This is a genomic window from Nonomuraea rubra, assembly GCF_014207985.1.
Lineage (GTDB): Bacteria > Actinomycetota > Actinomycetes > Streptosporangiales > Streptosporangiaceae > Nonomuraea > Nonomuraea rubra.
This window is the reverse complement of sequence record NZ_JACHMI010000001.1, coordinates 8,503,388-8,523,711: the sequence shown is the minus strand read 5'-3', so window position 1 is coordinate 8,523,711 and position 20,324 is coordinate 8,503,388. Positions and strand designations below refer to the sequence as shown.

Genomic DNA, 20,324 nt, shown 5'->3' with positions numbered 1-20,324 from the left:
TCCATGGGCTGGCTCGACGCGCTGCTCGGCCGGTCGAAACCGGTCAAGCCCGACCTCGACGCGCTGTTCGCGCTGCCGTCCGCGGCCGTGACGCTGCAGGCGGCCACCGGGCTGGTGCCCACCGGGCTCGGCTCCGTGGCGTTCAGGGCCGCGGAGGGCGGCGCGTTCGCCACGGCGGAGAGTGACGCCAAGGCGCTGCTGGGGGAGCGCGTCGAGGAGTCCGACGACGGCTACGGCTACACCTGGCTGCTGGCCCGCCGCCCGGCGGAGGCGCTCGGCGACCTGGTCACCGAGCTGCACGCGGTCAACTCCACGCTGGAGGGGGCCGGGTTCGGGCCGTCGCTGCTGTGCTCGCTGGTGTCGTTCGCCGGTGACGGCAGGCGGCTGGCCGTGGTTTACCTGTACAAACGCGGAACCTTCTACCCGTTCGCCCCGCTGCCGGGGCAGAGGCGCGACAACCCGCTCGAACTGCAGGCCAGGGGAGCTCTGGAGGGCGAGCTCCCGCTGGAGAAGGATCTCAGCCGCTGGTTCCCTGTCTGGGGCGCTCCGGGGCTCTGACCGGGGTGCTTCTGGGCGGAGGTAGCCCGGAGTGATCTAATTGTTACGTGGAGCGAAGGTTGTTCGTGCTCGCCGCGTGCGCGTTCATCGTGGCGGCGGTGCTCGGCAGCGCCTGGGTGACCGGCCAGTTCACCACGCCCGCCGTGGACAGGACCGAGGGGTACGTCAGCGAGCTGGCCGCCGGCGACCAGCCGTGGACGCGGCTGTTCAGGGTCAGCGACGTCCTGTCGGGGCTGGCCTGCCTGGCGGGGGTGGCGCTGGTGCCGAGGGTGGCGCGCGAGTGGCCGGGCTGGCTGGCGCTGGCCGCGTTCGGGCTCCTCACCCTCGTGGCCGGGCTGTTCCCGCTGGACTGCGCCGCGCTCAGCGATCCGCTGTGCGGGCGGCGGGAGGCGTCCTTCGCGCACGTGGCGCACGGGCTGGCGCGGGTGCTGGGGACGGTCGCCGTGCTGGCGGCCATGATGCTGCTCAGCGCGCGCTGGGCGTCGCGGGCGTCGTGGCTGCTCACGTGGCTGACCCTGGCCGCCACCCTGGTCACCGCGCTCGCGCAGGCCGCCGGGCACGGCGTGGGGCTCGCGCATCGCGCCCAGCTCACGATGATCGCGGTGTGGCTGGTGTACGTCGCGCTGCGGCTGCTCGTCGCCGACGACCCCGAGGAGGCCGGGCCGAGGATCGCGCCCGGCCGCATGGGAGGGGTGGGCGGCGCCCGGGTCCGTACGGACGACGCCCCCGCCTGGAGCGGCACCCGCAGCGGGACGGACTCTGTGGCGGGATGCGGGCGGGCGCATGTCGTCGTGCAGGGGGCCGGGCCGGCGGTGCTGATCACGGCCGGGCTGGCCGGAGCGTGGTTCCACTGGGACGCGGTGGCCGCGCGGCTCGCGGGCGGTCACCGCGTCATCCGGTTCGACCGGCCCGGCCTCGGGCTCAGCCCGTGCGCACCCGTCCCGCCCACTCTGTACGGCGAGGTCGCCAGGCTGGCCGCGCTGTCGCCCCCGCACCCCCAGCGGGTGACCCTCATCGCCGACGGGGTGGCGTGCTGGCACGCGGAGGCGTTCGCCAGGCTGCACCCGCTGTGCCTGGCCAGGCTGGTGCTGGTGGAGCCCGCCTGCGCGGGCGAGCGCCGGCCGCTGCCGTTCGCCGGGACCGCCGGCAGGTGGCTGCCCGCGGTGGGCCGCACCTGGGGCGCCACCGCCCTGGCCCGCCTGACGGGGCCGCCCGCGCACCGGCTGCTCACCGGGACGGCCGACCCGTCGGGCGTCTACGGCACGGGCAGGGTGCTCGCGGCGGCGGCGGGGGAGTGGCTGGCCCGCCGCGGCATGGCCGCCGACCTGCGCCGGCTGCGGGCCGAGACGCCGTTCCCCGACGTGCCCGTCACCGTGATCAGCTCGGACGACCCCGACGGCTGCGCGGGCCACCTGGCGGGCGAGCTCGCGGCCGAGCACGTACGCCTGCCCCTGGCCGGCCGCCACCTCCGGCTCCGCGCCCCCCAGGCCGTCGCCGACGCGGCCACCTGACCCCGGCGGCCACCGTCGTCCGAGCCCCGCGCCCGGCGGGCGTCACCCGAGCCGCCCGCGCGCCTTCCCCGAACACATGACGGAACCCCGGGCGACCCACCAGAATGGCGGGAAACACGCCATATAGGGGGAGTCGCCAATGCCGGACCTCGCGGCCCTGAGAGCTGGGGACCCCGCGACGGTGGGCGAGTACCGCCTGGCCGGGCGGCTCGGCGAGGGCGGGCAGGGCATCGTCTACCTCGCCACGAACCCCACCGGCGGCAAGGTGGCGCTCAAGCTCCTGCGCGCCGACCTGGCCGGCGACGCCGAGGCGTCGGAGCGGTTCGTCCGCGAGGTGGCGCTGGCCAGGCGGGTGGCGCCGTTCTGCACGGCCCAGGTCGTCGAGACCGGGCTGTTCGGCGGGCGGCCGTACATCGTCAGCGAGTACATCGACGGCCCCACCCTGACCGACGTCGTACGCGAGCAGGGCCCCCGAGCGGGCACCTCGCTGCACCGGCTGGCCATCGGCACCGTCACCGCGCTGGTCGCCATCCACCAGGCCGGCATCGTGCACCGGGACTTCAAGCCGTCGAACGTGGTGCTCGCCTCCGACGGGCCGCGAGTGATCGACTTCGGCATCGCCAAGGCGCTCGACCTGACCTCGACGCTCACCGGCGCGGTGATCGGCACGCCGTCGTACATGGCGCCCGAGCAGCTCACGGAGAGCGGCCCCGGGCCGAAGTCGGACCTGTTCGCGTGGGCGTGCACGCTGCTGTTCGCCGCGTCGGGGCAGCCGCCGTTCGGGCAGGACAGCGTGCCGGCGGTGGTCAACCGGATCCTGCACACCGAGGCCGACACCGGCTCGCTGGCCGATCCCGCGCTGCGCGCGCTGGTCACGGACTGCCTGGCCAAGGACCCCGCCAGGCGCCCGTCGTCGAGCGAGGCCCTCATGCGCCTCCTCGGCCACAGCGCCCCCACCGGCCCCACCCCGCCCAGCGGCCCCCGCGGTCCGGCACCCGCCCTCCTGCAGCAGGGCACGGCCGCGGCCGCACCAGGCAGCGCCGCCGCGGGGAGCCTGCCGAGCGGAGCACCGGGTTTCGGGCCGGGCGTGTACCGGCCGCCGGGGGTGCAGCAAGGGCCCTACGTGCCCGGCCCGGCCACCAGCCCGGCGGGGCGCAGGCGTACCGGCTGGGTGGTCGCGGGCGGGGTCGCGGGCGCGCTCGTGCTCGCCGCCGCCAGCGCGTTCGTCGCCGTACGCCTGTCGGGGATCCCCGAGCGCACCACCTCGCCCGCACCGACCACCGCCGCGGCGGCCACCACCTCGCCCCCGCCCACCACCTCGCCCCCGCCCAGCACCACGGCACCGCCGACCGCCCGCGCGCTCACCCTCCCCGGCACGTCGGTGAAGCTGGAGGAGCGCGACGGCGACCCCATCAGGCTCGCCTCCTACACCGTGGACAGCGGCAAGCGCCTCTACGTCAGGAAGCACGCCACCGGCCGCTTCACCTCCGACACCCGCTACTTCGAGTACGCCCTCGACCCCGCCACCAACCGGGCCCTGGGCACCGACGTGGACTACAGCACCGACCTGTACGCGACCGTCTCCATCATCGACCACGTCAGCGACGCCAGACGCGTCGTCAAGCTCAGCCCCAAACCGGTCTTCCCCACCACGCCCCGCTGGTCGCCCGACGGCAGGTACGGCCTGGTCACCCTCTACAAGAGCAGCGGCGGCGAGACCGTCGAGTACGGCTTCGGCATCATCGACGTGGCCGCCGAGAAGGGGAGGACGTTCGAGATCAAGGACGCCGGCGCGGGGGAGTGGCGCTTCTTCTGGGACGCGGGCGGGCAGGCCGTGGGCACCTGGACCGGCGGCCGGATGAGGTTCTACGACCTGAACGGCAAGGTGGTGCGCACGCTGTCCGGCGTGGGCACGCCCGTGTGGGTGGAGGGCGACGACATCTCCCCGTCCGGCACCCGCTTCCTGGCCCACTGCAGCTCGGCGGGCACCTCGCTGTGCGCCCGCCCCACCTCGGGCGGCGACGCGGAGCCGATCGAGATCCCGTTCGCCAGCAACCGGCTGATCGGCTGGTGGGACGACGACCACCTCGCGGTGTGGCGGGCGAAGGGCGGCGGGTACGAGGCGGTGGTGATCGACCTGTCGGGGAAGGTGAGCCGGGTGCTGGCGACGGCGGGCAAGAAGGCGGAGTTCGACAAGATGGGCTTCCGCTTCGGCCGGGTCTCCCCGTAGCCGCGCCGGCCGTTCTAGGATCGAGGCTGAACCCGCCCGGAAGGAGCTGGGGCTCGTGGACATCACCGTGACCGGCGAGGGCTCCGTCCTGGTCGCGCCCGACACGCTGCGGCTGCACGCGGGGGTCGAGGTCCGCAGGGCCTCGGCCGGCGAGGCGTTCGCCGCGGCGCGGGCCGCGGCGGCCCGGCTGGGTGAGGCGCTGCGGCAGGCGGGGATCGCGCCGGAGGACCTGTCCACCGCGGAGCTGTCCCTGGGCCCCGAGTACGAGTCGTACCCGAAGGTGTCGGCCTACCGGGCGGCGCAGGGGCTCCAGGTCGTCGTGCGTGACGTGAGCAGGGGCGATCACGTCATCGACACCGTGGTCGGCGTGGGCGAGGAGGCCAGGCTGCACGGCGTGGCCTTCGAGGTGGCGGAGCCGGGCCAGGCGCTGGCCGAGGCCAGGGTCAGGGCGTTCAGGCAGGCGGCGGCCAAGGCGGCACAGTACGCCGAGCTGGCCGGCCGCCCGCTGGGCCGGGTGGTTCAGGTCGAGGAGGTCGCGGGCGCGCCGCCGGTGCCGATGCGGCAGATGGCGCAGACCCTGGCGGCCGAGAGCGACGCCTCGATCAGCCCCGGCCGCCAGAGCCTCACGGTGCAGGTGAAGCTCGGTTACGAGTTCGCCTGACGCCTATGGCAGGGCGAGCATGCGGTCGAGCGCGACCTTGGCCCAGTGGGTGGTGTCGGCGTCCACGGTGATCTGGTTGACGACGTCGCCGAGCACCAGCGACTCCAGCGCCCACACCAGGTGCGGCAGGTCGATCCTGTTCATGGTCGAGCAGTAGCAGACCGTGCGGTCGAGGAACGAGATGTTCTTGTCGGGGAAGGTCTGGGCCAGCCGCTTGACCAGGTTCAGCTCCGTGCCGATGGCCCAGCTCGAACCCGCGGGCGCCGCCTCCAGCGTCTTGATGATGTGCTCGGTGGAGCCGACGTGGTCGGCCTTGAGCACGACCTCGTGCCGGCACTCGGGGTGCACCAGCACGTTCACGCCGGGGATGCGCTCGCGCACGTCGTCCACGGACTCGGCGGTGAACCGGCCGTGCACCGAGCAGTGGCCGCGCCACAGGATCATCCTGGCGCGCTCCAGCTCCTCCTGCGTCAGGCCGCCGTTGGGGCGGTGCGGGTTCCACACCACGCAGTCGTCCAGCGACATGCCCATCTCCAGCACCGCCGTGTTGCGGCCCAGGTGCTGGTCGGGCAGGAACAGCACCTTCCGCCCCTGCTCGAACGCCCAGTCGAGAGCGCGGCGGGCGTTGGAGGAGGTGCAGACCGCGCCGCCGTTCCTGCCGCAGAAGGCCTTGATGTCGGCACTGGAGTTCATGTACGTGACCGGGATCACCTGATCGGCCAGCCCGGCGTCCTCCAAAGCCTCCCAGCACTCCTCGACCTGGTCGAACGTGGCCATGTCGGCCATCGAACAACCCGCCGCCATGTCAGGCAGGATCACCCTCTGGGCGTCGGTCGTCAGGATGTCGGCGGACTCGGCCATGAAGTGCACGCCGCAGAAGACGATGAACTCCGCCTCGGGCCGCGCGGCGGCCTGCTGGGCGAGCTTGAAGGAGTCGCCCGTCACGTCGGCGAACTGGATGACCTCGTCACGCTGGTAGTGATGGCCGAGCACGAACAGGCGGTCGCCGAGCGCCGCCTTCGCCTTGCGCGCGCGGTCCACCAGCTCGGGGTCGGAGGCGGGCGGCAGCTCGCCGGGGCAGTCGACCCCCTTCTCGCTGTGCGGATCGGCATCCCGGCCGAGGACGTAGAGCGGCAGTCCGGTCTGGGCAACCATGTCCATACCCCCTTATCGTCGATTTGACGATACTCATCATGACACACGGCGCCCCGTGGTTATTCCGGGGGAGCCGACCCCGGGAATGTGTGGCATCGCCCAGGTGTTGGTAGCGTCATTAGTAGGACGTCAGAAACAGACAGCCGGGTTAGGGAGTCAGCAGATGACGGTTGAGAGCAGCGAGACCACGGCACAGGGCCTGATCCTGACTGAGGCCGCCGCCGCCAAGGTCAAGAGCCTGCTCGAGCAGCAGGGCGAGGAAGGTCTGCAGCTGCGGGTCGCCGTGCAGCCGGGAGGTTGCTCCGGCCTGCGCTACCAGCTCTTCTTCGACGACCGTTCGATGGACGGCGACGTCGTGTCGGACTTCGGCGGTGTCAGCGTGGTCACCGACCGGATGAGCGCCCCCTACCTGATGGGCGCCTCCATCGACTTCGTCGACACGATCGAGAAGCAGGGCTTCACGATCGACAACCCCAACGCCACGGGTTCGTGCGCTTGTGGAGACTCGTTCAACTAGCGCTCGACCGGCGCTGGAGGGAGGTCCCGCCCGCCTTTGTGCGTGCGGGACCTTCGCGTATTCTCGTGGGGCCCATTGGCCTGCTGACAACGAGGAAGAAGAATCCCGTGCGCATTGCCGTGACCGGCTCAATCGCGACAGACCACCTGATGACCTTCCCTGGAAGCTTCGGCGATCAGCTCATCGCCGAGCAGCTCGACAGGGTGTCACTCTCCTTCCTGGTCGATGATCTCCAGATCCGGCGCGGCGGTTGCGCCGCGAACATCGCCTTCGGAATGGCCTGCCTCGGTCTCAACCCGATCCTCGTGGGCGCCGTCGGCAACGACTTCGCCGACTACCGCTCCTGGCTGGAGCGCCACGGCGTGGACTGCGGCTCCGTGCACGTCTCCGAGACGCAACACACCGCGCGCTTCCTGTGCACCACCGACGAGAACCACAACCAGATCGCCTCCTTCTACACCGGCGCCATGGCCGAGGCGCGGCTCATCGAGCTGCAGCCCGTCGCGGACCGGGTGGGCGGGCTCGACCTGGTGCTGATCAGCCCCAACGACCCCGACGCGATGCTGCGCCACACCGACGAGTGCCGCCAGCGCGGCATCCCGTTCGCCGCCGACATCTCCCAGCAGCTCGCGCGCATGGCCGACGAGCAGATCCGCCAGCTCGTCGACGGGGCCGCCTACCTGTTCTCCAACGACTACGAGAAGGGGCTCATCGAGCAGAAGACGGGCTGGTCCGACGAGGAGATCCTCGGCCGGGTCGGCGTCCGCGTCACCACGCTCGGCCCCAAGGGCGCCGTCATCGACCGCAAGGGCGAGCCGTCCATCCAGGTCGCCCCCGCCCCCGAGCGCGGCAAGGCCGACCCCACGGGCGTCGGCGACGCCTTCCGCGCCGGCTTCATGTCCGGGCTGGCCTGGGACCTGTCGCTGGAGCGCTGCGGCCAGATCGGCAACCTCACCGCCACGCACGTGCTGGAGCGCGTGGGCGGGCAGGAGTACGAGCTGGGCCAGGAGGTCTTCCTGGAGCGGTTCGGCGCCGCGTACGGGGCGGAGGCCGCCACCGAGATCGCCGAGCACATCCGCTGCTACCACCCCTGAGCCCGGGAAACGGTGAAGGCCGCCCCGGCTCGCGGGACGGCCTTCACGTGTGCGGTCAGCGCAGCGCGTAGACCCGGTGCACGAACTCGGCGAGCTGGTCATCGGGCAGGTGCCTGGCCAGGTCGGCCTCGCTGATCATGCCGACGATGCGGCCGTTGTCCATCACCGGCAGCCGCTTGATCTGGTGCTCCTCCATGCGGGCCAGCGCTTCCTCCACGGTGGCCTCTGGCGGCACCCAGACCAGCCCGGTGGCCAGCTCTCCCGCCGTCACCTGCGCCGGGTCGTGCCCGGCCGCGACACATTTGACGACGATGTCGCGGTCGGTGATGATGCCCGTCACGCGGTCGTCAGGACCGCACACGGGCAGCGCCCCCACGTCGTTGTTGCGCATCATCTGCGCCGCCCGGTCGAGGGTCTCGTGCGCGCCGATGCACTCCGCCCCCGTGCTCATGACGTCGCGGGCGGTCTCGTTCGGTTGTCCGCTGATCATGGCTTCCCCTGCATGTCGATGGACTCGTACGGAAGGCCCCTACCCACCGTGCGAGACTGAATCGGGGATTTGCGGACGGCCGGAAATTCAGTAGTTCCGCATGACGTGGATCGCCCAGCCGCCCGCGGGCAGCTCGTACGACCCGACGTGGCGGTGCGACTTCAGCCGGCACCACGCCGGCACGTCCGTGTACGCGGCCGGATCGTCGGCGAGCACGGCCACCACGGCGTTCAGCGGGACGTAGTTGATCTGCTCGGCCAGCATGATGATCGGGATCGGGCACTTCTTGCCCAGCGCGTCGATCGTCAAAGCCGGCTGCGTCACCTCGGTCATGCGACTCCCGCGTCCTGGCGGATGCGGCGCACCAGCTCGGGCAGCGCGGCGAGGAACCTGTCGACCTCGTCCGCGGAAGCGCCCCTGGGCAGCGACACCCTGACATTCCCATGCGTCAGCACGCCCATCGCTTCGAGGACGTGCGATGGACGAAGCGTACTAGCGGTGCACGAACTTCCGGACGATACGGCGAATCCGGCCTTGTCCAGCTCGGTCAGCAGCGCCTCCCCGTCAACGTACAGGCACGAAAAGGTCACGATGTGCGGCGCCCGGTCAACGGGGTCGCCGATGACCTCCACGTCCGGCACGATCTCCGGGACGGTCCGCCTGATCCTGTCGACGAGCGCGGAAAGCCTCGCCTGCTCCCCGGCCTCGGCGGCCGTCGCACGCAGCGCCGCCGCCGCGGCGACGATGGCCGGCACGTTCTCGAAGCCGGGCACCCGGCGCCGCTCCCGCTCGTCCTCCGGCAGGTACGAGCGGAACCGCGTGCCCTTGCGCACCACCAGCACGCCCACCCCCGCCGGGCCGCCCCACTTGTGCGCGCTGGCCGCCAGCACCGACCAGCCCTGCGGCAACGGCATCCGGCCGGCCGTCTGCGCCGCGTCCACCAGCAGCGGCACGCCGTGCTCGCGGCAGGCCGCCGCGGCCTCCGCCACCGGCTGCAGCGTGCCCACCTCGTGGTTGGCCGTCTGCAGGCACGCCAGCGCCGTGCCGGGCCGCGCGACCGCCTCGGCGAAGCGGCCAGGGTCCACCCGCCCGCTCAGCGTCACGCCCACCGTCTCGACCGTGCCGCCCTCGCGCTCGTGCACCTGCCCCGCGTGCAGCACGCTGGAATGCTCGACCGCGCTCACCACCAGATGGCGCCCGGCCCTGTGCCTTCCGTGTAGGGTGCCGAGGACGCCGAGATGCACGGCCTGCGTGCCGGACGTGGTGAACGAAACCTCGTCGGGGCGCGCGCCGAGCACCTCGGCCACCTCCGTGCGGGCCTGCTCCAGCAGCAGGTGCGCGCGGCGGGCCTGGCCATAGAGTCTCGCGGGATCGGCCCAGCCGGCGTCGATCGCCGTCAGCAGCGCCTCGCGCGCCTGAGGGTGGAGCGGTTCGCTCGAAGCCGCGTCGAAGTAAGCCACGAGACTCATCGTCCCACTTGCGGCGCCACCGAGGGGTCGCGCGGTAGGGCGAGGCCCCTGCACGCTAATGTGTCTGCTTGTCAGTCTGTGCTTGATGCAGAAAGAGCAATACGAGCGCCCAAGGGAAAGACTCTTGGGCTTCATCTGTGGGGTAGGCGATCCGTGAGTCCGACTCGCCGTACGACGCGGCGTTCGTTGGCCCGGCGCAGGGTGCCGCGCGCCGCCGCTTTGGCGTTGCTGCTGGCCACTGCTACGGCGTGTGCTAATGACGTCCCCGAGGCCGACTGGTCTCGCGGCCTTCTTCCCGACCACATCACCGAGCAGGGCGGGATCGTCCAGAGTCTGTGGAACGGGGCCTGGATCGCCGCACTCGCCACGGGTGCCGTCGTCATCGGTCTGATCATCTGGGCGTGCATCTTCCACCGCAAGCGCCGGGCCAAGGCCGAGCTTCCGCCGCAGGTGCGTTACAACCTGCCGATCGAGATGCTCTACACCTTGATCCCGCTGGTGATGGTGTCGGTGTTCTTCTTCTTCACCGCCCGCGACAGCGACGCGCTGGCCAAGGTCGACGGCGACGCGCCGGTCAAGGTGAAGGTCGAGGCCTTCCAGTGGAGCTGGCGCTTCACCACGACGGTGAACGGCAAGCCGCTCAAGCCCGTCGCCGGCGTGCCGGTGAGCGACTACAAGCAGGGCCCGCAGCTCGTTCTGCCGGTGAACACGAAGGTCGAGTTCGACCTCCAGACCGACGACGTCATCCACTCGTTCTGGGTGCCGGAGTTCCTGTTCAAGCGGGACGTGATCCCCGGCATCCCCGAGGGTGACCCCGGGCGCAAGTTCCAGATCAACACCCTCAACAAGCCAGACGTCTACGCCGGCCGCTGCGCCGAGCTGTGCGGTGTCGACCACAGCCGAATGCTGTTCTCCGTGAAGCTCGTTCCGCAGGCTGAGTGGGACCAGTACGTCGCGACCCAGGCTGGGAGTGCCCAGTGACCGCCATTCACGAACCCCTGACGACCGCGCCGGTCAGGCCCACGGGAAGCCCCAAGGGCCAGATCATCGCCAAGTGGCTGTCCTCGACCGATCACAAGATCATCGGGCACATGTACTTGATCACGTCGTTCGCCTTCTTCCTCATCGGCGGCGTGATGGCCCTCGTCATGCGGGCCGAGCTGGCGCAGCCGGGGCTGCAGTTCACCAGCAACGAGCAGTTCAACCAGCTGTTCACCATGCACGGCACGATCATGCTGCTGATGTTCGCGACGCCGCTGTTCGCCGGCTTCGCCAACGAGCTGATGCCGCTGCAGATCGGCGCCCCCGACGTGGCGTTCCCGCGGCTGAACATGGTCAGCTACTGGCTCTACCTGTTCGGCAGCCTCATCGCCGTCTCCGGCTTCTTCACGCCGGGCGGCGCCGCCTCGTTCGGCTGGTTCGCGTACACGCCGCTGTCCAACGCGATCAACTCGCCCGGCATCGGCGGCGATCTGTGGATCATGGGTCTGGCCCTGTCGGGTCTGGGCACGATCCTCGGCGCGGTCAACTTCATCACCACGATCATCTGCATGCGCGCACCCGGCATGACCATGTTCCGCATGCCGATGTTCGTCTGGAACGTGCTGCTGACCAGCATGCTCGTGCTGATGGCCTTCCCGGTGCTGGCCGCCGCGCTGCTGGCGCTGGAGTCCGACCGCAAGCTCGGCACCCACATCTTCGACTCCGAGAACGGCGGCGCGCTGCTCTGGCAGCACCTGTTCTGGTTCTTCGGGCACCCCGAGGTGTACATCATCGCGCTGCCGTTCTTCGGCATCGTCACCGAGATCATCCCGGTCTTCAGCCGCAAGCCGATCTTCGGTTACATCAGCCTCGTGGGCGCGACGATCTCGATCGCCGGTCTGTCCATCACGGTCTGGGCGCACCACATGTTCCCGACCGGCCAGGTGCTGCTGCCGTTCTTCTCGTTCATGACGTTCCTCATCGCCGTACCGACCGGTGTGAAGTTCTTCAACTGGATCGGCACGATGTGGCGCGGCCACCTGAGCTTCGAGTCGCCGATGTTGTTCTCGGTCGGCTTCCTCATCACCTTCCTCCTGGGCGGCCTGACGGGTGTCATCCTGGCCTCGCCGCCGCTCGACTTCCACATCAGCGACACCTACTTCGTCGTCGCCCACTTCCACTACGTGGTCTTCGGCACCGTGGTGTTCGCGATGTTCGCCGGGTTCTACTTCTGGTGGCCCAAGTTCACCGGCAAGATGCTCGACGACAAGCTGGGCAAGCTGCACTTCTGGCTGCTGTTCGTCGGCTTCCACACGACGTTCCTCGTCCAGCACTGGCTGGGCATGGCCGGCTTCCCGCGCCGCTACGCCGACTACAGCGCGGCCGACGGCTTCACCGACCTCAACATGCTGTCGTCGGTGGGCGCGTTCGTGCTGGGCGCCTCGACGCTGCCGTTCTTCTACAACGTCTGGAAGACCTGGCGCAGCGCGCCCAAGGTCACCGTCGACGACCCGTGGGGCTACGGCAACTCGCTGGAATGGGCCACGAGCTGCCCGCCGCCGCGGCACAACTTCACCTCGCTGCCGCGCATCCGGTCGGAGCGTCCCGCCTTCGACAAGCGGTTCCCGCACGCTTCCGCCAAGTCCGACCACCCGGAGGTTGAGTCCCGATGAAGGTGCAGGGATGGTTGTTCCTGCTGTGCGGCCTGTTCTTCGCCGGCGTGGACATCGCCTACTGGTTCTGGACGAAGGCCGCCACCGGCAAGGGTGAGCCGGTCGGCACGACCGCCATGGCCATCTCGGTCGGCTTCGCGTTCATGGTCGGGTACTACCTGATGTTCACCGCGCGCCGCATCGGGGCGCAGCCGGAGGACAACAAGCAGGCCGAGATCAGCGACGGCGCGGGCGAGCTGGGCTTCTTCAGCCCGAGCAGCTGGTGGCCGCTGTTCCTGTGCCTGGCGGCGGCCTTCGCCTTCGCCGGGTTCGTGATCGGCTTCTGGATGTTCCTGATCGGGGTCTTCCTGGTGATCATGGCCATGATCGGGTTCGTGTTCCAGTACTACCGGGGTCACTTCTCGCACTGAGCCCACCGACCTGGAGCGGGCGTTCTCCCTTGGGGGAGGACGCCCGCTTTTTGGTGTTCTTTACCAGTGCGCGGATGTGGTGATTCGATCACTCAGGGTAATAAAGGAGGCAGAAATGGCTTGATGGTGGACGAGGGAGTACTCGTGGGGCGCGGAGCGTATGGAACGGCCGGGCTGCTGGCCCTGGCCCTGCTGACGGCGTGCTCGGCGGGTCCGGCCGAGAAGCCCGAGGGGGTCGCCATGGCGGGCGGGGCGCGTGGCGCCCCTGTAGGCGTCTCTCCGGCGGACAAGGCCGCCGACGTGCCCACGGACCAGCCCGTGGTCGTGTCGGTCCACGGGGGCAGGCTGAAGAGCGTACAGGTGCAAGGCGGCAAGGCCGGCCCGCTGAAGGGCGTCCTGAGCGCCGACGGCACCCGCTGGCGCAGCGTCGGGACGGCCAGGCCCGGCACCTCCTACACCGTCACCGCGGTCTCCGTGGACGCCTCGGGGAAGGCCAGCGAGACCAGGAGCGCGTTCACCACGGCCAAGGGGAACAAGGTCTTCGACATCGAGACCATCACCCCGAACAAGGACGACACCGGGCTGACCGTCGGCGTCGGCATGCCCGTCATGATCGCCTTCGACAAGCCCATCGCCGACCGGGTGGCCGTCGAGCGCAACCTGACCGTGCACAGCTCCAAGCCGGTCGAGGGGGCCTGGCACTGGTTCGACAGCCAGCACGTGGACTTCCGGCCGGAGAAGTACTGGCCCGCGCACACCAAGGTGCGGGTGGAGGCCAAGCTGGCGGGGGTGCGCGGCGGGCCCGGCATGTACGGCAAGCGCGACGTACGGCTCGACTTCAAGATCGGCCGCTCGCAGATCACCAAGGGCAGCACCGACGAGCACGTGCTGCACGTCAGGCGGAACGGCAAGAAGATCCGCACCATGCCGATGAGCGCCGGCCAGGGCGGCCAGTGGAAGTACTACACGACCTCGGGCATCCACCTGGCGATGTCGCGCGAGCCCGTCACCGTGATGACCTCGCCCGGGATCGGCCCGGGCTCGCCGGGCTACTACCAGCTCACCGTCTACAACACCGTGCGGATCTCCAACAGCGGCGAGTACGTGCACAGCGCGCCGTGGTCGGTGGGCTCCCAGGGCAACTCGAACGTCAGCCACGGGTGCGTGAACATCAGCCCGGCCAACGCGGCCTGGTTCATCAAGAACACGCTGATCGGGGACCCGATCATCATCACCGGGTCGCCGCGGAAGCTGGAGCCGACCAACGGGTGGGGGCACTGGCAGGAGAACTGGAAGCAGTGGCTCAAGTGGAGCTCGCTCAAGGCGGGGCCCACGCTAGCGCTGCGCTGAGGCGCCACGTGTGACGGCCCGCATCGAAGGTCGGTGCGGGCCGTTCCGTGTGTGCCCGGGCCCGGCCGCCGCGCGGAGGCGTCAGGAGGCGGGTCCGTCAGGAAAACGGGCCGTCAGGAAAACGGGCCGTCAGGAAAACGGGCCGTCAGGAGGCGGGCCGTCAGGAGGCGGGGCGTCAGGAGGCGGGGCGGAAGGAGCCGCTGGCCTCGATCCAGCGGTCGAGGGTGGCCGCCGCGGCGCCGGAGTCGATCGCCTGGACCGCGCGGGCGTAGCCGTCGATCATGGCCGAGTCGAGGTCGTCGCCGGGGCCGTCGAGCGCCACCAGGGCGGCCGCCGTGTTCAGCAGCACGGCGTCGCGCACCGGGCCGGTCTTGCCGCGGACGAGGTCGTGCACGGCCTGGGCGTTGAACGCCACGTCGCCGCCGCGCAGCGCGCCCACGTCGGCGCGCGGGATGCCGAGCACCGCCGGGTCGAACGTGGTCTGCGTCGCGGTGCCGTCCCTGACCACCCAGACCGTCGAGGTGGCGGCGATGGTGAGCTCGTCGAGGCCGTCGTCGCCGCGGAACACCAGCGCGGAGACCCCGCGCTCGGCGAAGACGCCCGCGAGCACCGGCAGCATGCCGGCGTCGTAGACGCCGATGGCCTGGGCCGACGGGCGGGCCGGGTTGGTGAGCGGGCCGAGGAAGTTGAAGATCGTGGGCACCCCGATCTCCTTGCGCGTCGGGCCGGCGAAGCGCAGCGCGGGGTGGTAGACGGGGGCGAAGCAGAACGCGATGCCCGCGTCGCGCGCCACCTGCGCCGTCTGCTCCGGCGTGAGGTCGAGCCGGATGCCCAGGTGCTCCAGCACGTCGGCGGCGCCGCAGGACGACGAGGCCGCGCGGTTGCCGTGCTTGACGACCCTGGCCCCCGCCGCGGCGGCCACGATGGCGGCCATGGTGGAGACGTTGACGGTGTGCGCCCGGTCGCCGCCGGTGCCGACGATGTCGACCACCGGCCCCTCCACGGTCAGCGGCGTGGCCAGGTCGAGCATGGTGCGGGCGAGCCCGACCACCTCGGCCACGGTCTCGCCCTTGGCGCGCAGCGCGATCACGAACCCGGCGATCTGGGACGGCGTCGCGGCGCCGGACATGATCTCCCGCATCGCCCAGGCCGACTCGTCGGAAGTGAGGTGCTCCCCCGACAGGAGAGCGGAAAGCAGGGTGGGCCAGGTCGTCCGGGAGTCCATGGGCTACCTACTTAGCGTTGAGGCGGGTGGAGTTACGGCGGCGCATCAGATCGGCAACGGTATCGGCCAGGATCATGGGCTCCAGGGGCTGCGACACGACCGCGTCGGCCTTGGACCAGTCGGCCAGCCAGCGGTCGTCGCGCCTGGCGATGATCAGGCAGATGGGCGGGCAGTCGTAGACCTCGTCCTTGGCCTGGCGCGCGACGCCCATGCCGCCGGCGGGCTGCGTCTCGCCGTCGAGGATCGCCACGTCGATCTCGCCCGACCCCAGCCACTGGTGGACCTTGGGCTCGGTGGCGCACTCCACGATCTCCACGAGGGGTACGTCGGCCGCGGGGCGCCTGCCGATGGCCTGGCTCACCTCGGCCCTGGTGGCGGCGTCGTCGCTGTAGACGAGGACCTTCATCTTCTCGTCGGTGCTCCCAGTGGACATCGGTCGCGCTCACTATCAGTCGAAGCGGTATGGTCACCTGGGATCGTACCGGTGTGCCGGGACGCAAACCCAGGGCACCATGCCTGGTGGGTGTTATGTGGCAATTATCCCAGGTTGGCTACCGGTTTGTACCTGCTAACGGGGGGTCGTGCGCCGGACCGACCACCGGAGCCGCAATAATGCTGCCCGTGGCGACAGCATCCGCAATAACTTCGACGACGACAGCACAGTCGTACCGCAGACCGAACCTGGTCAGTGTGGGCACGATCGTCTGGCTGTCCTCCGAGCTCATGTTCTTCGCGGCGCTGTTCGCGATGTACTTCACCATCCGGTCGGTGAGCGAGGGCAAGGGCCTCGAATGGGGCCCGGCACTCCTACCTGCGGGCGCAGAGGCCGCAGAGGGAGTCGCTCACCTGAACATCCCGTTCGCGACGGTCAACACGATCATCCTGGTTCTGTCGAGTGTGACGTGCCAGCTGGGCGTGTGGGCCGCAGAGAAGGGGCAGGTCGGAAAGCTCCGCTTCTGGTACATCGTCAGCTTCCTCATGGGCGCCGTCTTCGTCGCCGGGCAGCTGTACGAGTACATGGAGCTGGCGTCAGAGGGCGCGACCTTGTCCGCTAACGCCTACACCTCGGTGTTCTACCTGACGACGGGCTTCCACGGCCTGCACGTGACCGGTGGCCTGATCGCGTTCCTGTTCATGCTGGGACGCACGTACGCCGCGAAGCGCTTCACGCATGAGCAGGCCACCAGCGCGATCGTCGTGTCCTACTACTGGCACTTCGTTGACGTCGTCTGGATCGGTCTTTTCGCGACCATCTACATCATTCGTTAAGGAACGGGATCTCTGTGACTAGGATCACCGCTTGGCGGCGGCATCCCCTCGCGAGATACGCCGTCCTGATTTTGGCCTTGGCGCTGGTCGGGATGGTATACGCCGCCTTTGTCCAGGCGGGTAAGCCTGCCGACGCGGCACTGGCGACTGGCAAGGTCGATGACGTGGCCGAGGGCAGGAGCCTGTTCGAAGCGCACTGCATGAGCTGCCACGGCACCAACGCGCAGGGCACCTCGACGGCGCCCACGCTCATCGGCGTCGGCGCCGCGGCCGTCGACTTCCAGATGAGCACCGGCCGCATGCCGGCCGGCGCGCCCGGCCCCCAGGCGCCGCGCAAGCCGCTGGCCGAATGGGTCGACGAGACGAAGATCCGCCAGATCTCGGCCTACGTCCAGTCGCTCGGCGGCGGCCCGCAGGTGCCCGGCGCCGAGCAGGTCGACCCGAAGCTGGGCGACGCGGGCAAGGGCGGCGAGCTCTTCCGCGCCAACTGCATCCAGTGCCACAACTGGGTCGGCGCCGGTGGTGCGCTGACGCAGGGCAAGTACGCGCCCAACCTCAACGAGGCGACGCCGGCGCAGATCTACGAGGCGATGATCACCGGTCCGCAGGCCATGCCGGTCTTCAACGACACGACGATCACGCCCGAAGAGAAGCGCAGCATGATCGCCTACATCACCCAGGTTCGTGAGCAGAGGGACCCGGGCGGTTTCGCCCTCGGCCGGATTGGCCCCGTCACCGAAGGTCTCGTAGCGTTCGTGGTGGGCATCGCAGCCCTCTGCCTCGCCGCCATCTGGATCACCGCGAAGAAGCGACAGAAGTCATGACAGACAACGAGCACGAGATCGAGCAGCCCGATGAGCGCGTGCCCAAGCGCGTCATCGGTACCCCCGCGCCGGGCACCTCGATGCTCGGCACCGCGGAAACGGCGGAAGCCGACCAGGACGTCCCCGGCGTGACGCTGCAGGACCCGGTCAAGGCCCGCAAGGCCGAGAAGATCGTGGCGCTGTGCTTCACGATCACGTTCCTCGCGGCCATCGCGTTCATCATCTCCTACGTGTACTTCCAGGTCGGCAGCCCTGAGGCGACGGGCAACTCCAACCTGGCGCTGGGCAGCACGCTCACCATCGCGATCCTGGGGCTGGCGGTCGGCATCGTGATCTGGGTCCGCCAGATCATGCCGAAGTACTCGCTGATCCAGGAGCGCCACGCGATGGCCTCCGACGAGGAGGACCGCGACGTCGTCGCGGACACCTTCCTGCGGGGCGCCAACGAGAGCGGCTTCGTCAAGCACAAGCTGCTGCGCCGCACCCTGCTGCTGGCGGCCGCGCCGCTTGGCCTGGTGCCGCTCGTCCTGCTGCGCGACCTCGACAACAACCGGATGCCGGGCGCGAAGTTCAACGAGCAGCTGCGCCACACGGTGTGGGGCGAGAAGACCAAGGAGGGCAAGCCGCTCAGGCTCATCGTCGAGGGCACCGGCCAGCCCATCAGGGCGGCCGACTTCAACTCGCCCGGCGGCATCCTGTCGGTCGTCCCCGAGGGTCACGAGCACGACCTGAACGCCCTGGCCAAGGCCACGCTGATCCTGATCAAGTTCCGTCCGGAAGAGATCAAGGGCGGCACCAAGCTGAACTGGACGCACGACGGCATCGTCGCGTACTCCAAGATCTGCACCCACGTGGGCTGCCCCGCCGCCCTCTACGAGCAGAACACCCATCACATCCTCTGCCCGTGCCACCAGTCGACGTTCGACGCCGCCGACGGCGCCAAGGTCATCTTCGGTCCGGCCGCGAGGCCGCTGCCGCAGCTGCCGATCACCGTCGACGCCGAGGGTTACCTCATCGCGCAGGGCGACTTCGACGTGCCCGTCGGTCCCAGCTACTGGGAGCGCGGTGACGCGGAGGCAGCGGTCAGGGAGAAGGGAGGCCAGGCATGAGTGACCTGAAGGCCGTACCCAAGGCCATCGCCGGGCCGACGAACTTCCTCGACGAGCGCCTCGGGGGCGCCAACGCCCTCAAGCGCAACCTGCGCAAGGTCTTCCCCGACCACTGGTCGTTCCTGCTGGGTGAGATCGCGCTCTACTCCTTCATCATCCTGCTGCTGACCGGTACGTTCCTGACGTTCTGGTTCAAGCCCAGCATGATGGAGGTCGCCTACGACGGCTCGTACGCGCCGCTCAAGGGCGTCATGATGTCCGAGGCCTACGCGTCGGCGCTGGACATCAGCTTCGACGTCCGGGGTGGTCTGCTCATGCGGCAGATGCACCACTGGGCGGCCCTGCTCTTCGTGGCCGGCATGATGGTCCACGCGCTGCGCGTGTTCTTCACCGGCGCCTACCGCAAGCCGCGCGAGATCAACTGGATCATCGGCGTGCTGCTGCTGACGCTGGCGCTGGCCGAGGGCCTGACCGGCTACTCCCTCCCCGACGACCTGCTCTCCGGCGCCGGTCTGCGGATCACCGAGGGTGTGGCGATCTCGCTGCCGCTGGTGGGCACGTACATCACGTTCTTCCTGTTCGGCGGCGAGTATCCCGGCGAGGCGGTCATCTCCCGGTTCTACTCGCTGCACATCCTGCTCATCCCCGGCATCATCCTGGCGCTGGTCACGGCGCACATGGTGCTCATGTGGGTGCAGAAGCACACGCAGATGCCGGGCAAGGGCCGCGACAACAAGAACGTGGTCGGCGCGCCGTTCTATCCTGCCTTCATGGCGAAGGCGGGCGCGTACTTCCTCTTCACGCTGGCCGTGATCAGCGGTCTGGCGACGTTCACCCAGATCAACCCGATCTGGCTGTTCGGACCGTACACACCGGCGGACGTGTCGGCGGGGTCGCAGCCCGACTTCTACATGGGCTTCCTCGAAGGCGCGCTGCGCATCATGCCGGCCTGGGAGATCAACCTCTTCGGCACGTCCCACGCGGGCACGCTGCCGCTGAGCGTCATCATCCCGGCGCTGGTGCCGATGGGCATCATCATGACCGGCCTGGCGCTGTACCCGTTCCTGGAACGGTGGGTCACGGGCGACAACCGCGAGCACCACGTGGCCGACCGCCCGCGCAACAACCCGCACCGCACCTCGATCGGCATGGCGGCCATCACGTTCTACGGCGTGCTGTGGCTGCTCGGCGCCAACGACGAGATCGCGGCGAACTTCCACGTGAGCCTCAACCACACGACCTACGCGGGCCGTGTGCTGATCTTCGTCGCGCCGGCCCTGGCGTACCTGATCACCTACCGCATCTGCCTCGGCCTGCAGCGCTCCGACCAGGCGATCATCTCGCACGGTGTGGAGTCCGGCGTGATCAAGCGGCTGCCGCACGGTGAGTTCATCGAGGTCCACACGCCTCCGACGGAGGACATCGAGGCTCACATGCGCGGCAAGGAGCCGGTGCCGATGTTGCCGGTGGACGAGGACACCTCGGGCATCCCGCCGAAGGGCATGCGCGGGCCGCTCGGCAAGCTGCGCGGGCGCATGTCCAAGGCGTACGGCGGGGAGAAGATCCCGCTGGACGACGGGCATGGGCACGAGCACGAGGACGAGCACGCCGCCATCGGCGGTGGCGGCGACGACCGGAGCATCACCCACTGAGGCCCTACTGAGGCCCTGACGCCACAACCGCACGGGCCCGGACGAGAAGTGACTTCTCGTCCGGGCCCGTCGGCGTTGGTGCGGGTGGGTGTGTCAGGGACAGGTCCGGCGGCCGGGCGCGGGCGTGCGCCGGCGAGGGGCCGGTG

20 protein-coding genes are annotated in these 20,324 nt (G+C 69.9%); 14 read left to right on the top strand and 6 right to left on the bottom strand.

Annotated features, from left to right (window positions below; translation table 11 throughout):
* The first annotated feature begins 3 nt into the window (after positions 1 to 3).
* The 4 genes from pspAB (at position 4) to HD593_RS38730 (ending at position 4,960) form a co-directional block, all read left to right on the top strand.
* On the top strand, positions 4 to 558 hold the full coding sequence (gene pspAB, locus HD593_RS38745; protein ID WP_185106943.1) for a PspA-associated protein PspAB: 555 nt from the start codon (positions 4 to 6) through the stop codon (positions 556 to 558).
* A 47-nt stretch (positions 559 to 605) separates the two neighbouring features.
* Entirely contained in the window at positions 606 to 2,069 is a 1,464-nt protein-coding gene (locus HD593_RS38740; RefSeq protein ID WP_185106941.1) for a DUF998 domain-containing protein, read from the top strand.
* Between the two features lie 139 nt (positions 2,070 to 2,208).
* A complete protein-coding gene (locus HD593_RS38735; protein WP_185106939.1) occupies positions 2,209 to 4,299 on the top strand; it encodes a serine/threonine-protein kinase in 2,091 nt (696 codons plus the stop codon).
* A 55-nt stretch (positions 4,300 to 4,354) separates the two neighbouring features.
* Positions 4,355 to 4,960, top strand: a complete 606-nt coding sequence (locus HD593_RS38730) for an SIMPL domain-containing protein (RefSeq protein WP_185106937.1) — start codon at positions 4,355 to 4,357, stop codon at positions 4,958 to 4,960.
* Between the two features lie 3 nt (positions 4,961 to 4,963).
* Here the strand turns inward: HD593_RS38730 and nadA are convergent, their stop codons facing one another.
* On the bottom strand, positions 4,964 to 6,121 hold the full coding sequence (gene nadA / locus HD593_RS38725) for a quinolinate synthase NadA (protein ID WP_185106935.1): 1,158 nt from the start codon (positions 6,119 to 6,121) through the stop codon (positions 4,964 to 4,966).
* 157 nt (positions 6,122 to 6,278) lie between these two features.
* On the opposite strand from nadA, the gene erpA reads away from it, so the two are divergent.
* Together erpA and HD593_RS38715 are read left to right on the top strand one after the other, a co-directional pair.
* Complete coding sequence (gene erpA, locus HD593_RS38720; protein WP_185106933.1) at positions 6,279 to 6,632, top strand: iron-sulfur cluster insertion protein ErpA; 354 nt, start codon at positions 6,279 to 6,281, stop codon at positions 6,630 to 6,632.
* A gap of 107 nt (positions 6,633 to 6,739) precedes the next feature.
* On the top strand, positions 6,740 to 7,726 hold the full coding sequence (locus tag HD593_RS38715; RefSeq protein WP_185106931.1) for a carbohydrate kinase family protein: 987 nt from the start codon (positions 6,740 to 6,742) through the stop codon (positions 7,724 to 7,726).
* A gap of 55 nt (positions 7,727 to 7,781) precedes the next feature.
* On the opposite strand, the gene HD593_RS38710 is transcribed toward HD593_RS38715, so the two are convergent.
* From HD593_RS38710 to HD593_RS38700, 3 genes are all read right to left on the bottom strand, one after another.
* Positions 7,782 to 8,216 carry a CBS domain-containing protein gene (locus tag HD593_RS38710; protein WP_185106929.1) on the bottom strand — a complete coding sequence of 145 codons (435 nt, stop codon included), beginning with the start codon at positions 8,214 to 8,216 and terminating at the stop codon, positions 7,782 to 7,784.
* A gap of 87 nt (positions 8,217 to 8,303) precedes the next feature.
* A complete protein-coding gene (locus HD593_RS38705) occupies positions 8,304 to 8,549 on the bottom strand; it encodes a sulfurtransferase TusA family protein (protein ID WP_185106927.1) in 246 nt (81 codons plus the stop codon).
* Positions 8,546 to 9,685: a cysteine desulfurase family protein gene (locus tag HD593_RS38700; RefSeq protein WP_221525188.1), complete on the bottom strand. Its 1,140-nt coding sequence runs from the start codon at positions 9,683 to 9,685 to the stop codon at positions 8,546 to 8,548. Before HD593_RS38700 ends, HD593_RS38705 begins: the two co-directional genes overlap by 4 nt.
* Positions 9,686 to 9,871: 186 nt before the next feature.
* On the opposite strand from HD593_RS38700, the gene ctaC reads away from it, so the two are divergent.
* From ctaC to HD593_RS38680, 4 genes are all read left to right on the top strand, one after another.
* A complete protein-coding gene (gene ctaC, locus HD593_RS38695; protein WP_246546942.1) occupies positions 9,872 to 10,666 on the top strand; it encodes an aa3-type cytochrome oxidase subunit II in 795 nt (264 codons plus the stop codon).
* Entirely contained in the window at positions 10,663 to 12,339 is a 1,677-nt protein-coding gene (ctaD, locus tag HD593_RS38690; protein WP_185106923.1) for an aa3-type cytochrome oxidase subunit I, read from the top strand. The genes ctaC and ctaD overlap by 4 nt, the downstream gene beginning before the upstream one ends.
* A complete protein-coding gene (locus HD593_RS38685) occupies positions 12,336 to 12,749 on the top strand; it encodes a cytochrome c oxidase subunit 4 (RefSeq protein ID WP_080041195.1) in 414 nt (137 codons plus the stop codon). Before ctaD ends, HD593_RS38685 begins: the two co-directional genes overlap by 4 nt.
* A 144-nt stretch (positions 12,750 to 12,893) precedes the next feature.
* Positions 12,894 to 14,099 (top strand): L,D-transpeptidase, encoded by a 1,206-nt coding sequence (locus HD593_RS38680; RefSeq protein ID WP_185106921.1) that lies wholly within the window; start codon positions 12,894 to 12,896, stop codon positions 14,097 to 14,099.
* Positions 14,100 to 14,274: 175 nt separating this feature from the next.
* Here the strand turns inward: HD593_RS38680 and trpD are convergent, their stop codons facing one another.
* Complete coding sequence (gene trpD, locus HD593_RS38675) at positions 14,275 to 15,324, bottom strand: anthranilate phosphoribosyltransferase (protein WP_185106919.1); 1,050 nt, start codon at positions 15,322 to 15,324, stop codon at positions 14,275 to 14,277.
* Between the two features lie 7 nt (positions 15,325 to 15,331).
* Positions 15,332 to 15,757, bottom strand: coding sequence for a response regulator (locus tag HD593_RS38670; protein ID WP_185106917.1), 426 nt, complete (start codon positions 15,755 to 15,757; stop codon positions 15,332 to 15,334).
* Between the two features lie 179 nt (positions 15,758 to 15,936).
* Between HD593_RS38670 and ctaE the strand changes: the two genes are divergently transcribed.
* From ctaE to qcrB, 4 genes are read left to right on the top strand one after another with little or no spacing between them, the layout of a single operon-like run.
* The gene (ctaE, locus tag HD593_RS38665; RefSeq protein ID WP_185106915.1) at positions 15,937 to 16,593 is read left to right on the top strand and encodes an aa3-type cytochrome oxidase subunit III; all 657 of its coding nucleotides are present in this window, start codon (positions 15,937 to 15,939) and stop codon (positions 16,591 to 16,593) included.
* Between the two features lie 14 nt (positions 16,594 to 16,607).
* Positions 16,608 to 17,417, top strand: coding sequence for a cytochrome bc1 complex diheme cytochrome c subunit (gene qcrC / locus HD593_RS38660; protein WP_185106913.1), 810 nt, complete (start codon positions 16,608 to 16,610; stop codon positions 17,415 to 17,417).
* Positions 17,414 to 18,526: a cytochrome bc1 complex Rieske iron-sulfur subunit gene (gene qcrA / locus HD593_RS38655; protein WP_185106911.1), complete on the top strand. Its 1,113-nt coding sequence runs from the start codon at positions 17,414 to 17,416 to the stop codon at positions 18,524 to 18,526. Before qcrC ends, qcrA begins: the two co-directional genes overlap by 4 nt.
* Positions 18,523 to 20,178: a cytochrome bc1 complex cytochrome b subunit gene (gene qcrB, locus HD593_RS38650; RefSeq protein ID WP_185106909.1), complete on the top strand. Its 1,656-nt coding sequence runs from the start codon at positions 18,523 to 18,525 to the stop codon at positions 20,176 to 20,178. Before qcrA ends, qcrB begins: the two co-directional genes overlap by 4 nt.
* Positions 20,179 to 20,324 lie beyond the last annotated feature (146 nt).

Bases quoted from the DNA above. Each gene is read 5' to 3' on its own strand.
- HD593_RS38670 (WP_185106917.1), bottom strand. From the start codon at position 15,757: ATGTCCACTGGGAGCACCGACGAGAAGATGAAGGTCCTCGTCTACAGC.
- nadA (WP_185106935.1), bottom strand. From the start codon at position 6,121: ATGGACATGGTTGCCCAGACCGGACTGCCGCTCTACGTCCTCGGCCGG.
- qcrA (WP_185106911.1), top strand. From the start codon at position 17,414: ATGACAGACAACGAGCACGAGATCGAGCAGCCCGATGAGCGCGTGCCC.
- HD593_RS38705 (WP_185106927.1), bottom strand. From the start codon at position 8,549: ATGACCGAGGTGACGCAGCCGGCTTTGACGATCGACGCGCTGGGCAAG.
- qcrB (WP_185106909.1), top strand. From the start codon at position 18,523: ATGAGTGACCTGAAGGCCGTACCCAAGGCCATCGCCGGGCCGACGAAC.
- HD593_RS38700 (WP_221525188.1), bottom strand. From the start codon at position 9,685: ATGAGTCTCGTGGCTTACTTCGACGCGGCTTCGAGCGAACCGCTCCAC.
- ctaE (WP_185106915.1), top strand. From the start codon at position 15,937: ATGCTGCCCGTGGCGACAGCATCCGCAATAACTTCGACGACGACAGCA.
- trpD (WP_185106919.1), bottom strand. From the start codon at position 15,324: ATGGACTCCCGGACGACCTGGCCCACCCTGCTTTCCGCTCTCCTGTCG.
- HD593_RS38735 (WP_185106939.1), top strand. From the start codon at position 2,209: ATGCCGGACCTCGCGGCCCTGAGAGCTGGGGACCCCGCGACGGTGGGC.
- pspAB (WP_185106943.1), top strand. From the start codon at position 4: ATGGGCTGGCTCGACGCGCTGCTCGGCCGGTCGAAACCGGTCAAGCCC.
- erpA (WP_185106933.1), top strand. From the start codon at position 6,279: ATGACGGTTGAGAGCAGCGAGACCACGGCACAGGGCCTGATCCTGACT.
- HD593_RS38685 (WP_080041195.1), top strand. From the start codon at position 12,336: ATGAAGGTGCAGGGATGGTTGTTCCTGCTGTGCGGCCTGTTCTTCGCC.
- HD593_RS38710 (WP_185106929.1), bottom strand. From the start codon at position 8,216: ATGATCAGCGGACAACCGAACGAGACCGCCCGCGACGTCATGAGCACG.